Annotated in this window: 12 protein-coding genes; 6 read left to right on the top strand and 6 right to left on the bottom strand. The window is 66.6% G+C overall.

Annotation, left to right across the window (positions count from 1 at the left end; all coding sequences use genetic code 11):
- Nucleotides 1-5,972 (top strand): Ig-like domain-containing protein (locus tag AC3WJR_RS01420; RefSeq protein ID WP_492721653.1); only part of this gene is annotated, 5,972 nt, incomplete at its 5' end.
- Nucleotides 5,973-5,984: 12 nt separating this feature from the next.
- Here the strand turns inward: AC3WJR_RS01420 and AC3WJR_RS01415 are convergent.
- From AC3WJR_RS01415 to AC3WJR_RS01395, 5 genes are all read right to left on the bottom strand, one after another.
- On the bottom strand, nt 5,985-6,773 hold the full coding sequence (locus tag AC3WJR_RS01415) for an ABC transporter permease (protein ID WP_492721651.1): 789 nt from the start codon (nt 6,771-6,773) through the stop codon (nt 5,985-5,987).
- Nucleotides 6,770-7,702 carry an ABC transporter ATP-binding protein gene (locus AC3WJR_RS01410; protein WP_492721649.1) on the bottom strand — a complete coding sequence of 311 codons (933 nt, stop codon included), beginning with the start codon at nt 7,700-7,702 and terminating at the stop codon, nt 6,770-6,772. The genes AC3WJR_RS01415 and AC3WJR_RS01410 overlap by 4 nt, the downstream gene beginning before the upstream one ends.
- A gap of 229 nt (nt 7,703-7,931) precedes the next feature.
- On the bottom strand, nt 7,932-8,657 hold the full coding sequence (locus AC3WJR_RS01405; protein WP_492721647.1) for a DsbA family protein: 726 nt from the start codon (nt 8,655-8,657) through the stop codon (nt 7,932-7,934).
- A complete protein-coding gene (locus tag AC3WJR_RS01400; RefSeq protein WP_492721645.1) occupies nt 8,657-10,012 on the bottom strand; it encodes a M48 family metalloprotease in 1,356 nt (451 codons plus the stop codon). Before AC3WJR_RS01400 ends, AC3WJR_RS01405 begins: the two co-directional genes overlap by 1 nt.
- Before the next feature lie 134 nt (nt 10,013-10,146).
- Nucleotides 10,147-13,059 carry an Rne/Rng family ribonuclease gene (locus tag AC3WJR_RS01395; protein ID WP_492721643.1) on the bottom strand — a complete coding sequence of 971 codons (2,913 nt, stop codon included), beginning with the start codon at nt 13,057-13,059 and terminating at the stop codon, nt 10,147-10,149.
- 556 nt (nt 13,060-13,615) lie between these two features.
- Here AC3WJR_RS01395 and AC3WJR_RS01390 point away from each other — a divergent pair.
- From AC3WJR_RS01390 to AC3WJR_RS01375, 4 genes are all read left to right on the top strand, one after another.
- The gene (locus AC3WJR_RS01390; RefSeq protein ID WP_492724101.1) at nt 13,616-14,509 is read left to right on the top strand and encodes an N-acetylmuramoyl-L-alanine amidase family protein; all 894 of its coding nucleotides are present in this window, start codon (nt 13,616-13,618) and stop codon (nt 14,507-14,509) included.
- A gap of 97 nt (nt 14,510-14,606) precedes the next feature.
- A complete protein-coding gene (locus AC3WJR_RS01385; RefSeq protein WP_492721641.1) occupies nt 14,607-17,141 on the top strand; it encodes a penicillin-binding protein 1A in 2,535 nt (844 codons plus the stop codon).
- 126 nt (nt 17,142-17,267) lie between these two features.
- Entirely contained in the window at nt 17,268-18,395 is a 1,128-nt protein-coding gene (gene prfB / locus AC3WJR_RS01380) for a peptide chain release factor 2 (RefSeq protein ID WP_354284715.1), read from the top strand.
- 146 nt (nt 18,396-18,541) lie between these two features.
- Nucleotides 18,542-19,261: a class I SAM-dependent methyltransferase gene (locus AC3WJR_RS01375; RefSeq protein ID WP_492724099.1), complete on the top strand. Its 720-nt coding sequence runs from the start codon at nt 18,542-18,544 to the stop codon at nt 19,259-19,261.
- Nucleotides 19,262-19,273: 12 nt separating this feature from the next.
- Here the strand turns inward: AC3WJR_RS01375 and AC3WJR_RS01370 are convergent, their stop codons facing one another.
- A complete protein-coding gene (locus AC3WJR_RS01370; RefSeq protein ID WP_492721640.1) occupies nt 19,274-19,690 on the bottom strand; it encodes a JAB domain-containing protein in 417 nt (138 codons plus the stop codon).
- A gap of 192 nt (nt 19,691-19,882) precedes the next feature.
- Here AC3WJR_RS01370 and thyA point away from each other — a divergent pair, with 192 nt between their 5' ends.
- Nucleotides 19,883-20,779: a thymidylate synthase gene (gene thyA / locus AC3WJR_RS01365; RefSeq protein WP_492721639.1), complete on the top strand. Its 897-nt coding sequence runs from the start codon at nt 19,883-19,885 to the stop codon at nt 20,777-20,779.
- Nucleotides 20,780-20,798 lie beyond the last annotated feature (19 nt).

The following is a 20,798-nucleotide window of genomic DNA, read 5'->3' as shown; positions in this document are numbered from 1 at the left end:
CTGCGGTCGTTGGCGGGGCGACCTATACGCCCAGCGCGACCGCGACATCGAGCCTGACTGTCGCCTTCACGATCGATCCTGCGAGCAACAGCATCTGCACCATCGCCGGTGGCGTCGTCAGTTTCACCGGTGCGGGAACATGCCGGATCAACGCTGACCAACCCGGCAACGCCAGTTACGCGGCGGCAACGCAGGTCCAGCAGAGTTTTACCGTGAGTGCGGCGAGCCAGACGATCGCCTTTACCTCGACCGCGCCAGTCGCTGCGGTCGTCGGCGGGGCGACCTATACGCCGAGCGCGACCGCGACATCGGCACTGACCGTCGCGTTCACAATCGATCCTGCCAGCAACGCGATCTGCGCCATTGCCGCGGGCGTCGTCAGTTTCACCGGTACGGGAACCTGCCGGATCAACGCCGACCAGCCGGGCAACGCCAGTTACGCCGCGGCGACGCAGGTGCAGCAGAGCTTCACGGTGAGCGCTTCGAGTCAGACGATCGCCTTTACCTCGACCGCGCCGGTCGCTGCGGTCGTCGGCGGCGCGACCTATACGCCGAGCGCGACGGCGACATCGGCACTGACCATCGCGTTGACGATCGATCCCACAAGCAACGGCATCTGTGCCATCTCCGGTGGCGTCGTTAGTTTCACCGGTGCGGGAACATGCCGGATCAACGCCGACCAGCCGGGCAACGCCAGTTATGCCGCAGCAACGCAGGCCCAACAGAGTTTCACCGTAAGTGCGGCGAGCCAGACGATCGGCTTCACTTCGACTGCGCCAGTCGCCGCCGTCGTCGGCGGGGCGACGTATACGCCAAGCGCGACCGCTACATCGGGGCTGCCCGTGGCCTTCACGATCGATCCGGCGAGCAACAGCGTCTGTACCATCGCCGCTGGCGTCGTCAGTTTTACCGGGGCCGGGACATGCCGCATCAACGCCGACCAGCCGGGCAACGCGAATTATGATGCGGCAACGCAGGTTCAGCAGAGCTTTGCGGTGACCGTGGCCAGCCAGACGATCAGTTTCGCGACGAGCGCACCGGGCAATGCCCGCGTCGGCGGCGCACCATACTCCCCAGCCGCGACCGCGACATCGGGGCTTCCGGTCGACCTGACGATCGCCCCTGCCAGCAGCGCGATCTGCACGCTGTCCGGTGGCAACGTCACCTTTAATGCGACGGGGACGTGCCTGATCGACGCCAATCAGGCGGGCAACGCCAGTTACGCCGCCGCATCGCTCGTGCAGCAGAGCGTCACCGTCGCAAAAGGCGACCAGACCGTCAGTTTCGCGGGATTGTCCGACGCCTCGCTGTCGGCATCCCCGCTGACCCTGTCCGCCACCGCAGGGTCAGGACTGGCGGTGGAGTTCGCGAGCGGCACGACAGGGATCTGTACGGTGGCGGGGACGACGCTCTCGCTGATCGCGCAAGGCACGTGCACCGTCACCGCGGACCAGCCGGGCGACACCAACTGGAACGCCGCGCCGACGGTGACGCGCAGCTTCTCCGTGCTGCCGGCGACGCTCGCGCTGTCGAGCAATCCGTCGGCAACCGCTGTCGTCGGCGCGGCGTTCAGCCAGGACAATACGGTGACGGGCGGGGTTGCGCCGTACCAATTCACGCTCGCAAGCGGTGCGCTGCCGGCGGGTGCCAGCCTGGATGCGGCGACCGGGGCGGTGCGGGGCACCCTCACCAGCGCCGGGGCGTTCAGTTATGCCATCACGGTCGCCGACTCCGCCAGTCCGCCGACCACCGCCACCGGCAGCACGGTCAGCGGCACGATCGGCAAGGGCAGCCAGACGCTCGGCTTCACCTCCACGCCCCCTGCCCCGGCAATCGTCGGCGGGACCTATACGGTGGCCGCACAATCGTCCGCGACCCTGACGCCGGTCTTTACGATCGCGCCCGCCAGCGCGGGTCTGTGTGCCGCGACCGGGGGGACCGTTACCTTCACCGCAGCAGGAAGCTGCGTCATCCTCGCCGATCAGGCCGGGACGAGCGATTACGATGCCGCCCCCCAGATCAGCCAGTCGGTTACGGTCCTCGCCGCGCCAACCGCCGCCGACCGCACCGCGTCGATTGCCTATGACAGCACCGGCACCGCGATCGACCTCACCGCGAGCATCGGCGGGGGTGCGCACGATGGCGTCGCGATCGTCACTGCGCCAGCGCATGGCACCGCGAGTGTCGCCGGTGACATCGTAACCTATACGCCGACGGCCGGATATTTCGGTGCGGACAGCTTCACGTACAGCGCAACCGGGCCGGGTGGCACGTCGGTGCCTGCGACCGTCAGCCTGACGGTTGCCACGCCTGCCGTTCCAACCGCCGCAGCGGGCACTGTGGACGTCGGGTACGATAGCGCCGGACAGGCGATCCCGCTCCAACCGAGCGGAGTCTACACGACCGTCGCGATCGCTTCAGCCCCGACGAAGGGAACGGTGTCGCTGAGTGGCACGACAGCGACCTATGTGCCGACTCCCGGCAGCTTCGGCGCGGACAGCTTTACCTATACTGCCACCGGGCCAGGCGGCACCTCAGCACCCGCGACGATCAGCGTGACGATCGCCACACCCGCCACCCCGGGCGCGACGGGGAGCACGGTCGATGTTGCTTATGGCAGCACCGGGCAAGCGATCCCACTGCAACCGAGCGGCGTCTATACGACCGTTGCTATCGCCACCGGCCCGACCAAGGGAACGGTGACGCTAAACGGCACGACGGCGACCTATGTGCCAACCCCAGGCAGTTTTGGCGCGGACAGCTTCACCTATACCGCGACCGGACCGGGCGGCACCTCAGCGCCAGCGACCGTCGGCGTTACGATCGCCACACCCGCCACACCGGGTGCGGCGGGGAGCACGGTTGACGTTGCGTACGACAGTGCCGGACAGGCGGTCACGTTGCAGCCGAGCGGCGTCTATACGACCGTCGCGATCGCGATCGCCCCAACCAAGGGAACGGTGACGCTGAGCGGTACAACCGCAACCTACATACCGACCCCCGGCAGGTTCGGCGCTGACAGCTTCACTTATACCGCGACCGGGCCCGGTGGGACGTCTGCGCCTGCCACCGTCAGCGTGACGATAGCCACGCCTGCCACCCCGGGCGCGGCGGGGAGCGCGGTCGACGTTGCGTACGACAGTGCCGGACAGGCGATCGCTCTGCAGCCTAGCGGCGTCTACACTACCGTCGCGATCGCGACCGCCCCGACCAAGGGGACCGTGACGCTGAGCGGGACGACGGCAACCTATGTGCCGACCCCCGGCAGCTTCGGCGCCGACAACTTCACTTATACCGCGACCGGGCCGGGCGGCACCTCAGCGCCAGCGACCGTCAGCGTGACGATCGCCACACCCGCCACCCCGGGCGCGGCGGGAAGCATGGTCGACGTTGCGTACGACAGTGCCGGACAGGCGATCGCTGTGCAGCCGAGCGGCGTCTACACGACCGTCGCGATCGCTACCGCCCCGACCAAGGGAACGGTGGCGTTGAGCGGCACGACCGCAACCTACATACCGACCCCCGGCAGTTTCGGCGCGGACAGCTTTACCTATACCGCGACCGGGCCGGGCGGCACCTCGGCACCCGCAACGATCAGCGTGACGATAGCCACGCCTGCCACCCCGGGCGCTGCGGGGAGCACGGTTGACGTTGCGTACGAGAGCGCGGGACAGGCGATCGCCCTGCAGCCGAGCGGCGTCTTTACCACCGTTGCCATTGCTACCGCCCCGACCAAGGGAACGGTGACGCTGAGCGGTACGACCGCAACCTACATACCGACCCCCGGCAGCTTCGGCGCGGACAGCTTCACCTATACCGCGACCGGCCCTGGTGGCACCTCGCCGCCTGCAACCGTCAGCGTGACGGTCGCTACCCCCGCCACGCCCGGCGCGGCGAACGTTTCCGCCGACGTCGCGTTCGACAGCGCAGGACAGGCCATCGTGCTGCAACCGAGCGGCGTCTATAGCAGCGTCGCGCTCGCTACTGCGCCCACCAAGGGTAGCGTGACGATCAGCGGCGCGACCGCAACCTATGTCCCGACCGCCGGCAGCTTTGGCAGCGACAGCTTCAGCTACATCGCGACCGGCCCCGGGGGGAATTCCCCCGCGGCAACGGTAAGCGTGACGATCGCGCGCCCCCCAGTGCCGGTCGCCGAACCCGTCAACGTCGACACCGCGGGCACTACCGTCGAAGGCGGCGCGAGCGTGGGGATCGACCTCGGCAAGCTCGTTTCAGGCACTTTCGCCACGATCGAAATCGCCACGCCCCCCGCGCACGGAACCGTCACGCTGCGCGGAACGACAGCCGCCGCGCGAAGCACGGGACGGGCACGCGCGCTCGCCGTGAGCGACTGGACCGCCACCTATGAGCCCAACCCGGGCTATGCGGGCAAGGACAGTTTCCAGTTCGTCGCGGTCGGCCCGGGCGGACGGTCGCTCCCCGCAACGGTGGAGATCACTGTCACCGGCCAGCCCCCGACCGCGCTGGCCAAGTCCGCCAATATCGGGGATGCGCAGACCGTATCGGTCGAGCTGACCGAAGGCGCGATCGGCGGCCCGTTCACTGGCGCGACGATCGACGCGGTCAGCCCCGCCGACGCCGCCACCGCCCGTATCGTCCAGGGCGGCACCGCGGCGCAACCGAGCTACCGGCTCGACGTGACGACCCAGCCGCATTTCGGCGGAACCGTGGTCGTGCGCTATCGTATCGGCAATGCCTTCGGCCTGTCCGCCCCCGCCACGGTGACGGTTACGGTGACCGCGCGTCCAGACCCGTCCGCCGACCCGGTGGTGCGCGCGATCACGGACGCGCAGGCGGAAACCGCGCGCCGTTTCGCGCGTACGCAGGTCTCCAACTTCATGGCTCGCACGCAGCAACTCCATCACGGTGGCGGCGCGACCAATCCGCTGGGAATCGCGGTCAATCTGCGCGATGCGGTACTGACCCCCGGCGACCCGCGTGTGTCCGGACGGGACCCGACGCTATCGCCGGACGGGCTCGACCGTGACCGCTTCGTGTCCAGAAGCATCGCGGAGGCCACCCTGCCCGGACGCGCGATCGGAAGCGAACGGGGGAGCGACCTGCCCGAGCGCGACGACGCGCCGCACAGTGACGCGGCGACTGTCGGGCCGCGTCCGGTCGGCGACATCGCACTATGGACCGGCGGGTCGATCGAAGTCGGGACGCTCGACCGGCGATCGGGCCGGGCAAAGATCACGCTGGCAAGCGGCGGGCTCTCGACCGGTGCCGATCTGCGCATCGCCGATTGGGCGACGATCGGCCTCGGTGGCGGCTATGGCAGCGACGTCAGCCGGATCGACGGCGAGGCGGCGCGCATCCGCAGCGAAACCAAGGTGTTCGCGGCGTACGGCAGCTTCGCGCCCCTAAACGGCACGTTCGTCGATGCGATGATCGGTCACGGCAGCCTCGATTACCGGACACGGCGGGCGATTGCCGCAACCGGCGAAGTTGCCCTGGGCAAGCGCGAGGGCGGCATGACGTTCGGCGCGGTATCGGCCGGCGTCGACCGCCAAAACGACGGTCTGCGCTGGTCGGGCTACGGTCGCCTGGAATGGTTGGACGGAACGCTCGACGGCTATTCCGAAACAGGCGTCGCACGCTATGCGCTGCGGTTCGACGACCGCAGTGTGCGATCGCTGACCGGGGTCGTCGGTGGCCGGTTCGAGATCGCGCACGACCTCGGCTTCGCGCGGGTCAGCCCGCGGATCGCGGCGGAATGGCTCCACGAATTCCAGACCGCCGGGGTACAAAGCCTCGACTATGCCGATTTCAGCGGTCTGGCGACCTATCGCATTCGCGGCACCGGCTGGCAGCGCGAGCAATTTCAGCTGTCGCTCGGAAGCCGCTGGAGCCTGATGCTGCAATGGATGGTCGACATGGAAATCGGCTTGCGCGGCGCGGCGGGAGAAAGCGCGGCGCAAGGCCGGTTGCGGATCAGCAAGCGGTTCTGACCCGCCCCCGCGTCAGTTCTTGAGCCGCCATCCGCTGCGGAAGATCCATCCGACGACGCCGAGGCACACCACCAGGAACAGCGCGGTGACGCCGAGGCTCAGCCCGACCGACACATCGCCCTTGTCGAAGAACGCCCAGCGGAAGCCGCTCACCAGATAGACCACCGGGTTGAACAGGCTGACCGTCCGCCACGGCTGCGGCAGCATGTCGATCGAGTAGAAGGCGCCGCCCAGGAAGGTCAGCGGGGTAATCAGCAGCGCGGGGATGAAATTGAGCTGTTCGAACCCCTTCGCCCAGATGCCGATGATGAAGCCGAACAGGCTGAAGGTCACGCTGGTCAGCACTAGGAACGCAAGCATCGCAAACGGGTGGACGATCTGCAGCGGCACGAACAGCGCCGCGGTCGCAAGGATGATCAGACCGATCACGATCGACTTGGTGGCGGCGGCACCGACATAGCCGACCACCATCTCCATCGCCGAGACGGGCGCGGAGAGAAGCTCGAACATCGTACCCGTGAATTTGGGAAAGTAGATGCCGATCGAGGCATTGGCGATGCTCTGCGTCAGCAGCGACAGCATGATGAGGCCGGGCACGATGAAGCTGCCATAGCCGACCCCGCCGACCGTGCTGATCCGCGACCCGATCGCGCCGCCGAACACGACGAAATAGAGCGAGGTGGTGATCACCGGGGTGACGAGGCTCTGCCACAAGGTGCGCAGACCCCGCGCCATTTCGAAGCGATAGATCGCCCAGATGCCGTTGAAATTGATCGCGGGGGCTTTGTCGGTGCCGCTCATGCCGCGTCCTTCTTTTCGACCAGGTCGACGAAAATATCCTCGAGGCTCGATTTCGAGGTCTCGAGATCCTTGAACCCGATCCCGAGCTCCGCGAGCTTGCGCAGCAGCGAGGGGATGCCGGTATGCTCGGCCTGCGCATCGAAGATGTAGCGCAGCGTCTTGCCGTCATTCTCAAGCGCGACGTCCCAGTCGGAAAGGTCCCCCGGGACGGTGTCGAGCGGTTCCTGCAACGCAATCAGCATCTGACGCTTGCCGAGCTTCTTCATCAACTCGGCCTTGCCTTCGACGAGGATCAACTGACCCTTGTTGATGACGCCAACGCGGTCGGCCATTTCCTCGGCCTCCTCGATGTAATGCGTCGTCAGGATGATTGTCGTGCCCTTTTCGCGCAGCCGGTGGACCAGCTTCCACATGTCGCGGCGGAGCGCCACGTCGACGCCCGCGGTGGGTTCGTCGAGGAACAGGATGTCGGGTTCGTGGCTGAGCGCCTTGGCGATCAGCACGCGGCGCTTCATACCCCCCGACAGTTCCATGATCTTGGCGTTACGCTTGTCCCACAGCGACAGGTCGCGCAGCACCTGTTCGAGATACGCCTCGTTCGCGCCGCGCCCGAACAGGCGGCGGCTGAAGCGGACGGTGGCGATGACGGTCTCGAACATGTCGACCGACAGTTCCTGCGGGACGAGCCCGATCGCGCGTCGTGCGCTGCGGAAATCGGTCAGCGCATCGTGGCCGAGGACGGTGACGCTGCCGGTGGTGGGCGTGACAATGCCGCAGATGATCGAGATGAGCGTCGTCTTGCCCGCACCGTTGGGGCCAAGCAGCGCAAAGATCTCGCCTCGGTTGATCGACAGGTCGATCGACTGAAGCGCGTGATGGCCTGATGCGTAGGTCTTCGAGACCCCCGCGACCGAAAGTATACTGTCCATCAAGCCCCCGTTTGTTGTCCGGGAGATAGGGCGGCTGGTGCGGTGCAACAAGGTTGGGGTGGTTTCAAACCATTCCCTCTCTCCCTTCACGCGCTTCCCCGGCGAAGGCCGGGGCCCAGTAGCGAAGGTCGAGGTTATTGAGCGCAGCACACGCCACTACCCGCCCTCGACTGGGCCCCGGCCTTCGCCGGGGAAGAAATGCAGAGGAAAGGCGGAGGCGATGCCGCCCCTATTTCGCGGCGCGAGCCGTCGCGACCGCCTTCTGCAGCGCGTCCAGCGTCAGCGCGGAGGACACCACGGTGTTCCCGATCACCCAGCTCGGCGTCCCCGTCAGGCCCAATTGCCGCGCGATGCCCATGTTGGAGGCGATCTCCGCCTCGGCCTGCGGCGTGAAAGCCTCGGCCTTGGCGAGATCGACACCCGCCGTCTTTGCCGATGCCGTGATCGTTTCGCGCGACACCGGTCCGGCGGCGTAGAGCGCATCGTGGAACCGCTGGAACTTGCCCTGGTTCGCCGCAGCAAGGCTCATCCGTGCGGCATCGACGCTCGCGTCGCTCAGCACCGGGAATTCGCGGAACACCACGCGGAGCTTGGGATCGCTCTTGAGCAATGCCGTGATCGTGGGAAGGCTGGCGCGACAGTAGCCGCAATTATAGTCGAAATATTCGACGAGCGTGACGTCGGGATTGGCGCTGCCCATCCAGGCGCTGCCGACCGGCTTCAGGATCGCATCCTTGTTGGCGGCGATCGCGTCGGCATGCGCGCGGTCGCGCAGCGCGTCCATCGCCTGCGGGATGATCTCGGGGTGGCTCAGCAGATAATCGTGGACGACCTGCTCGGTCCGGGCAGCATCCGGCGCGCTGGCGGGGACGAGCCGTTCGACCGCCCAGAACAGCGCCGCACCGAGAATGGCGGCGACGAACGCCACCGCGAAGGAACCTGCATAAGGGCGCATCAACGTCTTTTCTTATATTTCTTGGGGTTGTCGGACATTTCGTTCTGCGCCGCCATTGCGATGTCCTGCGCACGGATCCAATCGGTCGAATTGGGCGGCAGACCCTGCATCGCGCCCCGCGCGCTATAGGCGGCAGTGCGCTGGTCCCCGGTCAGGCTCGCCTGCTCGGCGGTGGCGAGCAGCGCGCGGGTCTGATCGCCCGACGCCTCGTACACCGTCCCCAGTTGATACCAGGCGAACGGATTGTCGTCATCGCGTGCGACCGCCTGACGCAGCACCTTGATCGCTTCGGGATAGTTGGCCTTGTCCTCGGTCGCGATCAGCGCGTGGCCGAAGGTGGTCGCGATCAGCGGGCTGTTGCGCGACTGGTCGGTCGCCTCACGCAAGGGCACCAACGCCGCCACCGGCTTGCCCGCCTCGAGCAGGATCTGTCCCTGGATCTCGAGGAAATATGGGTCGTGCGGGTACGCTTTGATCAGCGCGTTCGCCTCGGCATCCGCCTTTTCAGGGTAGCCCGATTTGTGCCACGCATAAGCCCGCGCATAATGCGCATACAGGGTCTGATCCTGCTCGGGATAGACGTTGAGCGTGGTCTTCGGGTCGGCGACATAGCCGAGCAGCTTGGCCTTCACCCGCTTGAACCGCTCCTCGAGTCCGGGATCGGGCTTGGTGTTGTACGCCGGCGACGATTGCACGTCGGCGGTCAACGCCGAGATGCGGTCGCCCGACAATGGATGGCTCTGCGCAAACGGATCGATGTTCTTGAGGCCGTACGCATATTCCTCGTTCTGTAACTTCTTGAAGAACGTCAGCATCCCCTTCCCGCTGATCCCGGACTGACGCAGGAACCGGGCGCCAGTCGCGTCAGCAGTGGATTCCTGCACGCGGGTGAAGGCGAGGAACTTGCCTTGTGCAGCACTGGTGCCCGCGGAGAGGATCCCCGCCCCGGCCTCGGGTGCACCCGCGGCGATCGCTGCGACGCCGAGCACCATGCTGAGGATCGAGATGCCCATCGCGGGCTTTGCGCCGCGGTCCATCAGGATGACATGGCCATCGGCGACATGGCCGAGTTCGTGCGCGATCACGCCCTGCACCTGATTGGCGTTGTCGGCGGCGCGGATCAGCCCCGAATGCACGTAGACCGTCTGTCCGCCGGCAGTGAACGCGTTGATCGAATCGTCGTTGATCAGCACGATCTTGACCGCCGCGGGCGACAGGCCCGCCGCCTCGATCAGCGGGAGCGACATTTCGTTGAACATCGCTTCGGTTTCGGCATCGCGCAGGATCGATTGCGCGGTTGCCGGTTGTACGAGGAGCAGGAGAGAGGCCGCGAGTCCCGCGATGTACCGCTTCATAGTGCTTCTATCCCCGAGATTCGCCGTGCGGGCAACCAGGGCTGCGGTGAACGCGCGGGACTAAACCCCGCGTGAAGCGGTGCCACGTCCCCGGCGCCACATCGAGGGACGTGGGCCGGGGGACGTGGACCGGATCAGGCCCCGAAGGTGCGCTGCCACCAGCCGCGACGCGGCGTACCGGCTTCGCCCGGATCGGGATCGATCGCGGTCGGCGCGGGCGCAGGCGCGGCACGCTCGCTGTCCGCGACGGGCGCGGCGGCTTCGGGTGCCGGTTCGATCGCCGGGGTCGATTCAACCGCGACGACCGGATCGATCGGCGCTTCGGCGGCTACCTCGGCCTTCGCCTTGGGGCGACGGGCGCGCTTGGGCTTGGCGGCAGGCTCTTCGGCAGCGGGCGCGACCGGTGCTTCGACCACAGCCTCGGGGGGTGCCTCGGCAGGGGCGTCGGCAACGACCTTCTTGCTGCGGCGACGCTTCGGCTTGGCCTCTGCCTCGGTATCGGCGGCAGGTGCCTCGACTGGCGCCGGCTCGGCCGGGGCCGCTTCGACCGGAGCAGCCTTCGTCCGCGCCGTCTTGGCAGCCGGAGCGACCGCTACGTCGTCCTTGCGCGCCTTGGGGCGACGACGGCCCTTCTTGGGCGCATCCGCTTCCACCGGGGCTTCCACGGCAGCTTCGTCGCTGACCTCGGACGGAGCCTCGGCTTCGGTCAAGGCGACCATGGTCTCGACGTCCACCGCAGGCAAATCCGCCGCGATGATCAGGCCAGGTGCTTCGCCACCGGCGTCGTCCGTTGCCGGCTCGGCCGTGGTCTGCTCGCCCTCAGCGCGACGTCCGCCGCGACGACCGCGACGACCGCGACGGCGCTTGCCGCCCTCACCCGTTGCTTCGCCTTCGGCAACCGCAGCGATGTCCTCGGCTCCGGCATCCACATCATCCGCAACCACGAGGTCTGCAGGAGCGAGTTCGTCGCCGAGCAGTTCGGCAACGTCCGACACTTCCGTACCTTCATCGCCGACGTCCTCGCCAGCTTCGATCGCGCCTTCGCCCTCACCCTCGGGACGGTTGCGACCGCGACGACCGCGACGGCGGCGACGGCGGCGCGAGCCGCTGTCGTCGTCGCCCGCACGCTCGGCGCGCTCGGGACGCTCGCGCGGTTCGCGGACGGCCTTGGGCTCTTCCTCTTCCTCGACGACGTCGTCGATTTCGTCCTCAACCTCTTCCTCGATGAAATCTTCCTCGATTTCCTCGATCGGCGCGTCGAAGCGCGGCGTGTAGGCGGGCGGCGGTCCGGAGACCTCGACCGACATGCGCGCGCCTTCCTGCTCGCCGTCGGGCGAGACTTCGATCATCACGCCGTAGCGTTCCTCGATCTCGGCGAGTTCGGCGCGCTTGCGGTTGAGCAGGTAGAAGGCGGCTTCCTGGCTCGCGCGCAGCAGAAGCTGCGACCCGCGACCCTGCGCAGCTTCGTCCTCGAGCAGACGCAGCGCCGACAGCCCCGACGACGAGGCGGTACGGACGAAACCCGAGCCTTCGCAATGCGGGCACGGCCGGGTCGATGCCTCGAGCACGCCGGTGCGCAGGCGCTGGCGGCTCATTTCCATCAGGCCGAACGACGAGATGCGCCCGATCTGGATCCGCGCACGATCGTTCTTGAGCGCTTCCTTCATCGCCTTCTCGACCTTGCGGACGTTCGAGCCGTTATCCATGTCGATGAAGTCGATCACGACGAGACCCGCCATGTCGCGCAGGCGCAACTGGCGCGCGATCTCGGCAGCGGCCTCGAGGTTGGTCGCGGTCGCGGTCTGCTCGATCGAATGCTCGCGGGTCGAACGACCCGAGTTGATGTCGATCGACACCAACGCCTCGGTCGGGTTGATGACCAGATAGCCGCCCGATTTGAGCTGGACCACCGGGTGATACATCGCGGAGAGCTGTTCCTCGACGCCCGCGCGCTGGAACAGCGGCACGGGGTCGCTGTAATGCTTCACCTTGCGCGCATGGCTCGGCATCAGCAGCCGCATGAAATCCTTGGCGTGCTGATAGCCCTCGGTGCCCTCGACGATGACTTCGTCGATCTCGCGATTGTAGATGTCGCGGATCGCGCGCTTCATCAGGTCGCTGTCGCCGTACACCAGCGCCGGCGCGGACGAGGACAACGTCGCTTCGCGGATCCCGTCCCACAACCGGGCGAGATAATCGAAGTCGCGCTTGATTTCCTGGCGCGTGCGCTGGAGCCCTGCGGTCCGCACGATGCAGCCCATCGACGGCGGCAGCTTCATGTCCGCCATGATCGACTTCAGACGCTTGCGATCGCCCGCGTTCGAAATCTTGCGGCTGATCCCGCCGCCATGCGACGTGTTGGGCATCAGCACGCAATAGCGACCCGCCAGCGAGAGATACGTCGTCAGCGCAGCACCCTTGTTGCCGCGTTCTTCCTTGACGACCTGGACCAGCAGCACCTGGCGGCGACGGATGACGTCCTGAATCTTGTAGCGATGGCGCAAATTGGTGCGACGCTCGCGCAGATCGTCGGCGGCATCGTCCGAGGCCGAGCGCTTGCGACGGCGACGGCCGCGGCCTTCGCCGGGGTTTTCGCCTTCGGACGCGACTTCGCGGTCGGGGATGATCTCGTCGGACTCGTGCCCGCCGTCATCCTCGTAGCGCTCGATCGATTCCTCGTCGGGCTCGAACCCGTCGTCTTCCATTTCCAGATCGTCGTCGGCGTCCTGCTGGGCGCGCAAGGCAGCTTCTTCAGCGGCATGCTCGGCCTCTTCGCGCAGGAGCGCGTCGCGGTCTTCCTTGGGGATCTGGTAATAATCGGGGTGGATTTCGCTGAAAGCGAGGAAGCCGTGGCGGTTGCCACCGTAATCGATGAACGCCGCCTGGAGCGACGGCTCGACGCGCGTCACCTTGGCAAGATAGATATTCCCCTTGAGCTGCTTGCGCTCAGCGGACTCGAAATCAAATTCCTCGATCCGGTTTCCCTTGACGACGGCAACACGGGTTTCTTCCCGGTGCCGTGCGTCGATCAGCATACGCGTGGTCATGTAATTGTCTCCGGACACGCGGCCGGCTGCGCCATGGCGCTGGCCGCGCGAAATAAAGGTACGCGGAACGAGGGGCGGTAACGCCGCCGGATTCGCTCGCACGGTGGGTTGCTAAAATCGCCTCTGTTCGCTCTGCACGCCCGGCCTTCCGGCCCTGGGCATCCCGCGCAGTCGCGTTCCCGCCGGTAGCGACCGGGGGAAACGAGAAACGGGAACCATGCATCATGCGAACGTCAACCTGGATAGGCCGCGGCCAGAGAACACCGGGGCGGCCGAGTGGACCTGTCGCATCCGTAACTTGGGTAACGATCAGGTACTGGTTATTGCCTAGCACCGACCTGCGCGCGCAGCAACCGGCACGTGAAGCGACGATATCGGGTAATTCTATGGTTGGACGACACGTTAACGTTTCTGCGCTATCGTCCGCGAAATGTTCATCGGGGGTTCCGGGAAAGTGTGCATGGTGCGCTGGATGCAGGTGTTTTCTGCCATTTTTGCGTCGATCCGTGCCCGGTTTGGACCCGCCTGCGACCGCAATAGCCCTGTTCGTAGCGCGATTGCCGCCGGTTTGGCCCTGACAATAGCATCCCTGACGACGACCCCTGCGGTTGCCGAAAGGATCGTACAGGATCCAGATCGTGTCGCGACCAGCGCGATCAAGATGGCGTGGCCCAAAAAGCCCCCGGCCCGCCAACCCGCCGCGGTGCCCGCAAGCCAGCGTCACGGACGGTTGCCGCGGATCTATGGGGATGACGACCGCCGCCCACTGGTCGTGATCGATGCGGGTCACGGCGGGGTCGACCCCGGCGCGATCTCACCGATCGACGGGCGACGCGAGAAGGACGTGACGCTGAAGATCGCGCGCGCGATCCGCGACGAACTGGTCCGCGCGGGGCGCGTGCGCGTCGCGTTGACACGCGAGGACGACCGCTTCCTGATCCTGCGCCAGCGGTACGGAATCGCCCGTCGGCTCGGTGGAGCGTTGTTCATCTCGATCCATTGCGACAGCGTCGGCTCGGGCGCAGCGACGGGGGCGTCGGTCTATACCCTGTCCGAGGTCGCGTCCGACCGCGAGTCCGCACGGCTGGCGGCGCGCGAGAACAAGTCCGACATCATCGCGGGCGTCAATCTCGCATCGACCAACGCCGATATCTCCTCGATCCTGATCGACCTGACGCAGCGCGAGACGATGAACGCGTCGGCGGGGTTCGCACGGCTGCTCGGGCGCGAGGCGCGTGACCGCGTGCCGCTCAAGCCCAATTTCCACCGCATGGCATCGCTGATGGTCCTGAAAGCGCCCGACATGCCGTCGGTGCTGTTCGAGACCGGCTATATTTCCAACCCCGCCGACGCCGAGTTCATCGACAGCGAGGACGGCCGCCGCCGTATCGCGCAAAGCGTCGAGCGCGCGGTCGAAGTGCATTTCGCGCGGCGCATGGCGAACCGTTGAAACCAGCGACACGACGCCGTGCGATGCGACGGCCCCGGCACCGCGCGGGATAAGGCGGCTGGCAAGCGACGCGAAAGTTGCTAGAGCCTCGTGGCTTATGGCCGAGCCCAACTCCACCGTGACATTCCGTATTCGTCGGGAAGACGGGAGCTCCGAAGGCTTTCTCCACCGTGCCTGGGGGCGCTGGTGGGTCAAGACGCTGGCGGTTCTCGCGCTGGTGGGCGCGATCGGTGCCGGGATCGGCTGGTATGTCTTCGCTTCCGACCTGCCTTCGGTCGACAAATTGCGCACGTATGAGCCGCCTTTGCCGACCAACGTGCGCGGAACCGACGGCACGCCGATCTACACCTACGCCCGCGAGCGCCGCGTCGAGCTGAGCTACGGCGAATATCCGCCGATGCTCGTCCGTGCGTTTCTCGCCGCCGAGGACAAGTCCTTCTTCGAGCATCACGGTGTCGATTATCTCGGCATTGCCGGCGCGGCCTTTCGCAATCTGAGCACGGGGCGGCGTCCGGCGGGCGCATCGACCATCACGCAACAGGTCGCGAAGAACCTGCTGATCGGCAATGCGCCCAATTACAGCCGCAAGATCAAGGAAGCGATCCTCGCGTACAAGATCGAGGGCACGCTGACCAAGAAGCAGATCCTCGAACTGTACCTCAACCAGATTGCCCTCGGCCGCAACGCGTTCGGCGTGGCGGCGGCGAGCTATGCTTATTTCGGCAAGGATCTGAACAAGCTCGACCTCGCGCAGATTGCGTATCTGGCGATCCTGCCCAAGGGGCCAGCCAATTACGATCCTGTCCGCCATACCCAGCGCGCGCTCGACCGGCGCACTTATGTGCTGCGCGAGATGCTCAAGAACGGGTTCATTACGCAAGGCCAGCACGATGCCGCGATGGCCGAACCGCTCGGGACGGTGCCGCGTCAGACCCCCAAACGCGAGACGGCGGGCGCAGGCTATTTCGTCGAGGAAGTCCGTCGCCAGTTGATGGGCAAGTTCGGCGAGGATGCGCTCACCGGGCCGTACAGCGTCTATGCGGGCGGACTGTGGGTCCGCACCTCACTCGACCCGAAGATCCAGGATTATGCGCAGACCGCGCTGCGCGAGGGGTTGCTCCGGTTCGACCGCGGACGGGGATGGTCCGGGCGGATCGACCATGCCGATATCGACGGCGACGCGTGGCAGAGCGCGTTCCTCAACAAGAACATCGGGCTCGATTACGACGACTGGCGCGCCGCGATTGTGATCGATCTGGACACCAGCCGTGCGACGCTCGGGTTCGGCGACGGCACGACCGGTGAGATGCCCCGTTCCGCCGCACAGACCCCGGTTCGCGGCAAGGGCGGCACCGCTTATGCCGCGCTCAAGGTCGGCGACATCATCGCGGTTGCCCCCGAAGGCGGCAACTTCGCGCTGCGGTCGGTGCCCAAGATCTCGGGCGCGTTCGTCGTCGAGGAACCGCAGACCGGCCGCGTGCTGGCGATGCAGGGCGGGTTCGACTCGCGGCTCCAGGCGTTCAATCGTGCGACCCAGGCGCAGCGCCAGCCGGGATCGACGATTAAGCCGATCGTCTATGCCGCCGCGCTGGAAGGCGGGATGACGCCGGCCTCGATCATCGTCGACGGGCCGTTCTGCGTCTATCAGGGTGCGCGGCTCGGGCAGAAGTGCTTCCGCAACTTCGGCAACATGCGCGGTGCCGGACCGCACACGATGCGCTGGGGCGTCGAGCAATCGCGCAACCTGATGACGGTGCGCACCGCGGCGACCACCGGAATGCCGCGGATCGTGTCGCTGATGGACCGGATCGGCGTCGGCAAATACCCGCCCTATCTGTCCTATGCGCTCGGCGCGGGCGAGACGACCGTGTCGCGGATGGTCAACGCCTATGCGATCCTGGCGAACCAGGGGCAGTCGCATCCCGCGTCGCTCGTCGATTTCGTCCAGGACCGCCATGGCAAGGTGATCTGGCCGGAGAACTGGCGCGCGTGCGACCGTTGCAACGCGCCCAACTGGAACGGCAAGGCGATGCCGCGTCCGGTCGTCCGCGGGAAGCAGATCCTCAGCGCGATGAGCGCCTATCAGATGATCCACATCGCCGAGGGCGTGATCCAGCGCGGCACCGCGACCGTGCTGCGTGATCTCGACCGGCCGATGTTCGGCAAGACGGGTACGAACTCGGGGCCGACCGACGTGTGGTTCATCGGGGGCACGCCGCAGATGATCGGCGGGCTGTACATCGGGTATGACCAGCCGCATTCGCTGGGCGGTGCGGCGCAGGGCGGCACGGTCGCCGCGCCGATCTTCAAGGCGTTCGCGGTCAAGGCGTATGAGGGACTGCCCAAGATTCCGTTCCGCGCGCCCGCGGGGATCCGCATGGTCCGGATCGATCGCGGGAGCGGGCGCCCGGTGTTCGGCGCGTGGCCGACCGACGACCCCAAGGCCCCCGTCATCTGGGAAGCGTTCAAGCCCGAGAGCGAGCCGCGCCGCGTGATCCACCGCGACATGACCGCGCCCGATCCCGCCGCCGCGGCGGCTGCCGCAGCCGCAAAGGCACGGGCGGCGAGCGAGGCCCAGAAGGAGACACGCAAGGACAGCGATTTCTTGCAAAGACAGGGTGGTATTTACTAGCACCACCTGCGGCCCATATACGTCATCCCCGCGCCGGCGAGGGATCCATTCCCTCAACGCGTTGGAGATGATGGATTCCCGTCCCCCTCGGGAATGACGAAACGATGTTTTCTGGAAGGTTTTCCCATGCGCGCTGAAGCGCAGGCTCATATCGACTCGATCAAGGACGCGCTTGCGCTACTCCGCCGGTTCCTCGACTGGGACCGCGCGCTGCGTCGGCTCGACGAGCTCAACGCGCGCGTCGAGGACCAGGCCTTGTGGAACGATCCCAAGGCCGCGCAGGCAGTGATGCGCGAACGGCGGCGTCTCGACGAGGCGATTACCGCGACGCGCGCGATCGAGAGCGAACTCAACGACACCGCCGAACTGATCGAAATGGCCGAGGTCGAAGGTGACACCGAGATGGAGAGCGAGGGCGTCGCCGCGCTCGCCGATCTCGCGCGCCGCGCGGACACCGATAAGGTCAAGGCGCTGCTCGCGGGCGAAGCCGATGGCAACGACACCTATATCGAAGTCAACGCCGGCGCCGGCGGGACCGAGAGCCAGGACTGGGCGGGGATGCTCAGCCGGATGTACTCGCGCTGGGGTGAACGCCACGGATTGAAGGTCGAGCTGATCGACCAGCATTCGGGCGAGCAGGCCGGGATCAAGTCGGCGACGCTGCTGCTCAAGGGCGAGAACGCCTATGGCTATGCCAAGACCGAGAGCGGCGTACACCGCCTCGTCCGGATCAGCCCGTATGACAGCGCGGCACGTCGCCATACCTCGTTCGCGAGCGTGTGGGTGTATCCGGTCGTCGATGACAATATCGAGGTCGAGTATAACGAGAGCGACCTGCGGATCGACACGTACCGCGCATCCGGCGCGGGCGGGCAGCACATCAACACGACCGATTCGGCGGTGCGCATCACGCACATCCCGACCGGGATCGTGGTGCAGTGCCAGAACCAGCGGTCGCAGCACAAGAATAAGGCCGAGGCGTACAACCAGTTGCGCGCGCGGTTGTACGAGCGCGAACTCGCTATTCGTGAAGCTGCCGCCAATGCCGAGAATGCGGGCAAGACCGACATCGGCTGGGGCCACCAGATCCGCTCCTATGTCCTTCAGCCGTATCAGATGGTGAAGGATTTGCGCACGGGCGTCACCTCGTCGAGCCCGTCGGACGTGCTCGACGGCGATCTCGATGCCTTCATGGCGGCGGCGCTGTCGCAGCGTGTCACCGGCGAGACGGTCGAGGTCGAGGACGTCGAATAGTGGGGGACAGACGTCCGGCACCGGGTGCTACCGCTTCCCCGGCGAAGGCCGGGGCCCAGTTCCGCTGGCCGGGGCAAGCGAAAGCTGCGCCCGGTCCACGGACGGTCCACGACCGGGCCCCGGCCTTCGCCGGGGAAGTGCGAATGATGACGATCCTCCGACGCGCCACGCTCGCTGGCTTCCTGCTCGTCTCGGCGTGCGACGGCGGCCCGGCTAGGGTCCCCGACCGGACCGAGAAGGCAGGCCCCTTCCCCGCACCCGACCGGCCCGTTGCCCCCGTGGTATCATCGCGCTGGTCGACCGAGGAAGAGCGCGACCGGCTGAACGAAGCCAGCGAAGTGATGGCCAAGGCCGGGATCAAGCGGGGGATGACCGTCGCCGACATCGGCGCAGGCGAAGGCTATTACACGATGCGTCTGGCCGCGCGGGTCGGCAAGGATGGCCGTGTGCTGGCCGAGGACATCTTTCCCGCGGTACGCGATACGCTCGCGCTACGCGTCGCGCGCGAGCGGGTTGAATCGGTCAGCGTCCGGCTTGGTGCGGTCAACGATCCACGCTTGCCCGACGCGAGCTTCGACCGCGTGCTGATGGTGCACATGTATCATGAGATCGAACAGCCATACGAGTTTCTGTGGCGGCTGCGCCCGTCGCTGCGCCCCGACGGACTGGTCGTCGTGGTCGATGCCGACCGCCAGACGCAGAACCACGGCACCCCGCCCGCATTGCTGAAATGCGAATTCGCCGCGGTCGGCTACGTTCCGGTGGCGACCTATGACATGCCCTCGGCCGGGGGATATCTCGCGACCTTCCGCCCGAAGGGTCCCCGCCCCGACCCGAGCGCGATCAAGCCCTGCCGCAACGGCTGACGTTCTGAACGCCTACAGCAACCCCAGGTCGCGGAAGCGCACCGCGCCATTCCGCGCGAGCACAACGTGCTCGACCAGCCGCACCCCCACCGCATCGAGCGTGCGCGCCAGACGCCGGGTCAGCCGATAGTCCGCGCTGCTCGGCGTCGGGTTGCCGCTCGGATGGTTATGCGCCAGCACGACCGCCACCGCATCCAGCGCGATCGCGTCCGCCACCACGCTGCGCACGGGCAGCAGTAGCGACTGCGTCTGGTCCGCGGCATGGTGGCGCATCCCGAGAAGCCTCCATTCCGGATCAAGATAGGCCATGATCGCAATCTCCTGCGCCGCGTGCGCGATCGGTGCGAAGTGCCGGTCGAGCGCGCGCAGGGCGGCGACGATCCGGCTTTCGGCCCCGTCTTCGGCAATTTCGGGGGGCCCCGCGATCATTTGCCATCAAGACGCCATGCCACCGCGTCGGCCCAGCCGAGCCGTATCCGTTACGGAGGATCTGGGGCGGCGCAAAACCGGCGATGGCCCCCTGCCCGAAAGCTGCTAGGTCGGCAGCGAAGGACCGATGCGCGACCGATCGTGCGGGGCTGGACCGCCTTTCGCCGATCGACACGAGAATGAGGCACGATAATGCGACACCCGGAATATCAGTATCTCGACCTGATCGAGCGCGTGCTCGATCACGGCGATGAGCGCGTCGATCGGACGGGTGTTGGCACGCGGTCGATCTTTGGCGCGATGGTGCGGTTCGACCTGTCGGGCGGGCAAGTGCCGATCCTCACGACCAAGCGCGTTTACTGGAAGACCGCGGTCAAGGAGATGCTGTGGTTCCTGACCGGCGGCACCAACATCCAGGCGCTGCTGCGCGACAACGTGCGGATCTGGACCGACTGGCCGCTGGCGACGTATCGCCGCGAGACGGGCGAGCAGATCGACCAGGAGACGTTCGAACGCCGGATCGTCGAGGACGATGCGTTTGCCGCGCGCTGGGGTGAATTGGGGCCCGTGTACGGCAAGCAATGGCGGCGCTGGCTCGGCACCGACGGGCAGGAACATGACCAGATCGCGACGCTCGTCGAGACGCTGCGGACCAATCCGTCCAGCCGCCGGATGCTGTTTCACGCCTGGAACGTCGGCGAGCTGTCGGGGATGGCGCTGCCGCCGTGCCACATGGTGTATCAATATCATGTCACGTCGGACGGACGCCTCAACTGTCTGATGTTCCAGCGATCGGTCGATTTGCTGCTGGGGGCGGCGTTCAATTACGTCGGGGCGACCGCGTTACAGTTGATGCTCGCGCAGCAGGCGGGTCTGCAGCCCGGGGAACTGGTGTGGGTTGCGGGGGACGCGCATCTGTATCTCAATCACCTCGACCAGGCGCGCGAACAGATCACGCGCACCCCGCACCCCTTCCCGACGATGCGACTCGTCCGTCACGCTGACAGCATCGACGGCTACCGGATCGAGGACTTCATGGTGGAGGGTTATGCGCCGCACGCCGCCATCAAGGCGGACGTTGCGGTGTAAAACATTGATGGACTGTCCT

The organism is Sphingomonas sp. FW306-05-A (genome assembly GCF_058782275.1).
This window is presented reverse-complemented; position numbering and strand designations above follow the sequence as displayed.

Excerpts from the sequence above, each read along its gene's own strand:
- AC3WJR_RS01415 (WP_492721651.1), bottom strand. The coding sequence starts at position 6,773 with ATGAGCGGCACCGACAAAGCCCCCGCGATCAATTTCAACGGCATCTGG.
- AC3WJR_RS01410 (WP_492721649.1), bottom strand. The coding sequence starts at position 7,702 with ATGGACAGTATACTTTCGGTCGCGGGGGTCTCGAAGACCTACGCATCA.
- AC3WJR_RS01405 (WP_492721647.1), bottom strand. The coding sequence starts at position 8,657 with ATGCGCCCTTATGCAGGTTCCTTCGCGGTGGCGTTCGTCGCCGCCATT.
- AC3WJR_RS01400 (WP_492721645.1), bottom strand. The coding sequence starts at position 10,012 with ATGAAGCGGTACATCGCGGGACTCGCGGCCTCTCTCCTGCTCCTCGTA.
- AC3WJR_RS01395 (WP_492721643.1), bottom strand. The coding sequence starts at position 13,059 with ATGACCACGCGTATGCTGATCGACGCACGGCACCGGGAAGAAACCCGT.
- AC3WJR_RS01385 (WP_492721641.1), top strand. The coding sequence starts at position 14,607 with ATGGCCGAGCCCAACTCCACCGTGACATTCCGTATTCGTCGGGAAGAC.
- prfB (WP_354284715.1), top strand. The coding sequence starts at position 17,268 with ATGCGCGCTGAAGCGCAGGCTCATATCGACTCGATCAAGGACGCGCTT.
- AC3WJR_RS01375 (WP_492724099.1), top strand. The coding sequence starts at position 18,542 with ATGACGATCCTCCGACGCGCCACGCTCGCTGGCTTCCTGCTCGTCTCG.
- AC3WJR_RS01370 (WP_492721640.1), bottom strand. The coding sequence starts at position 19,690 with ATGATCGCGGGGCCCCCCGAAATTGCCGAAGACGGGGCCGAAAGCCGG.
- thyA (WP_492721639.1), top strand. The coding sequence starts at position 19,883 with ATGCGACACCCGGAATATCAGTATCTCGACCTGATCGAGCGCGTGCTC.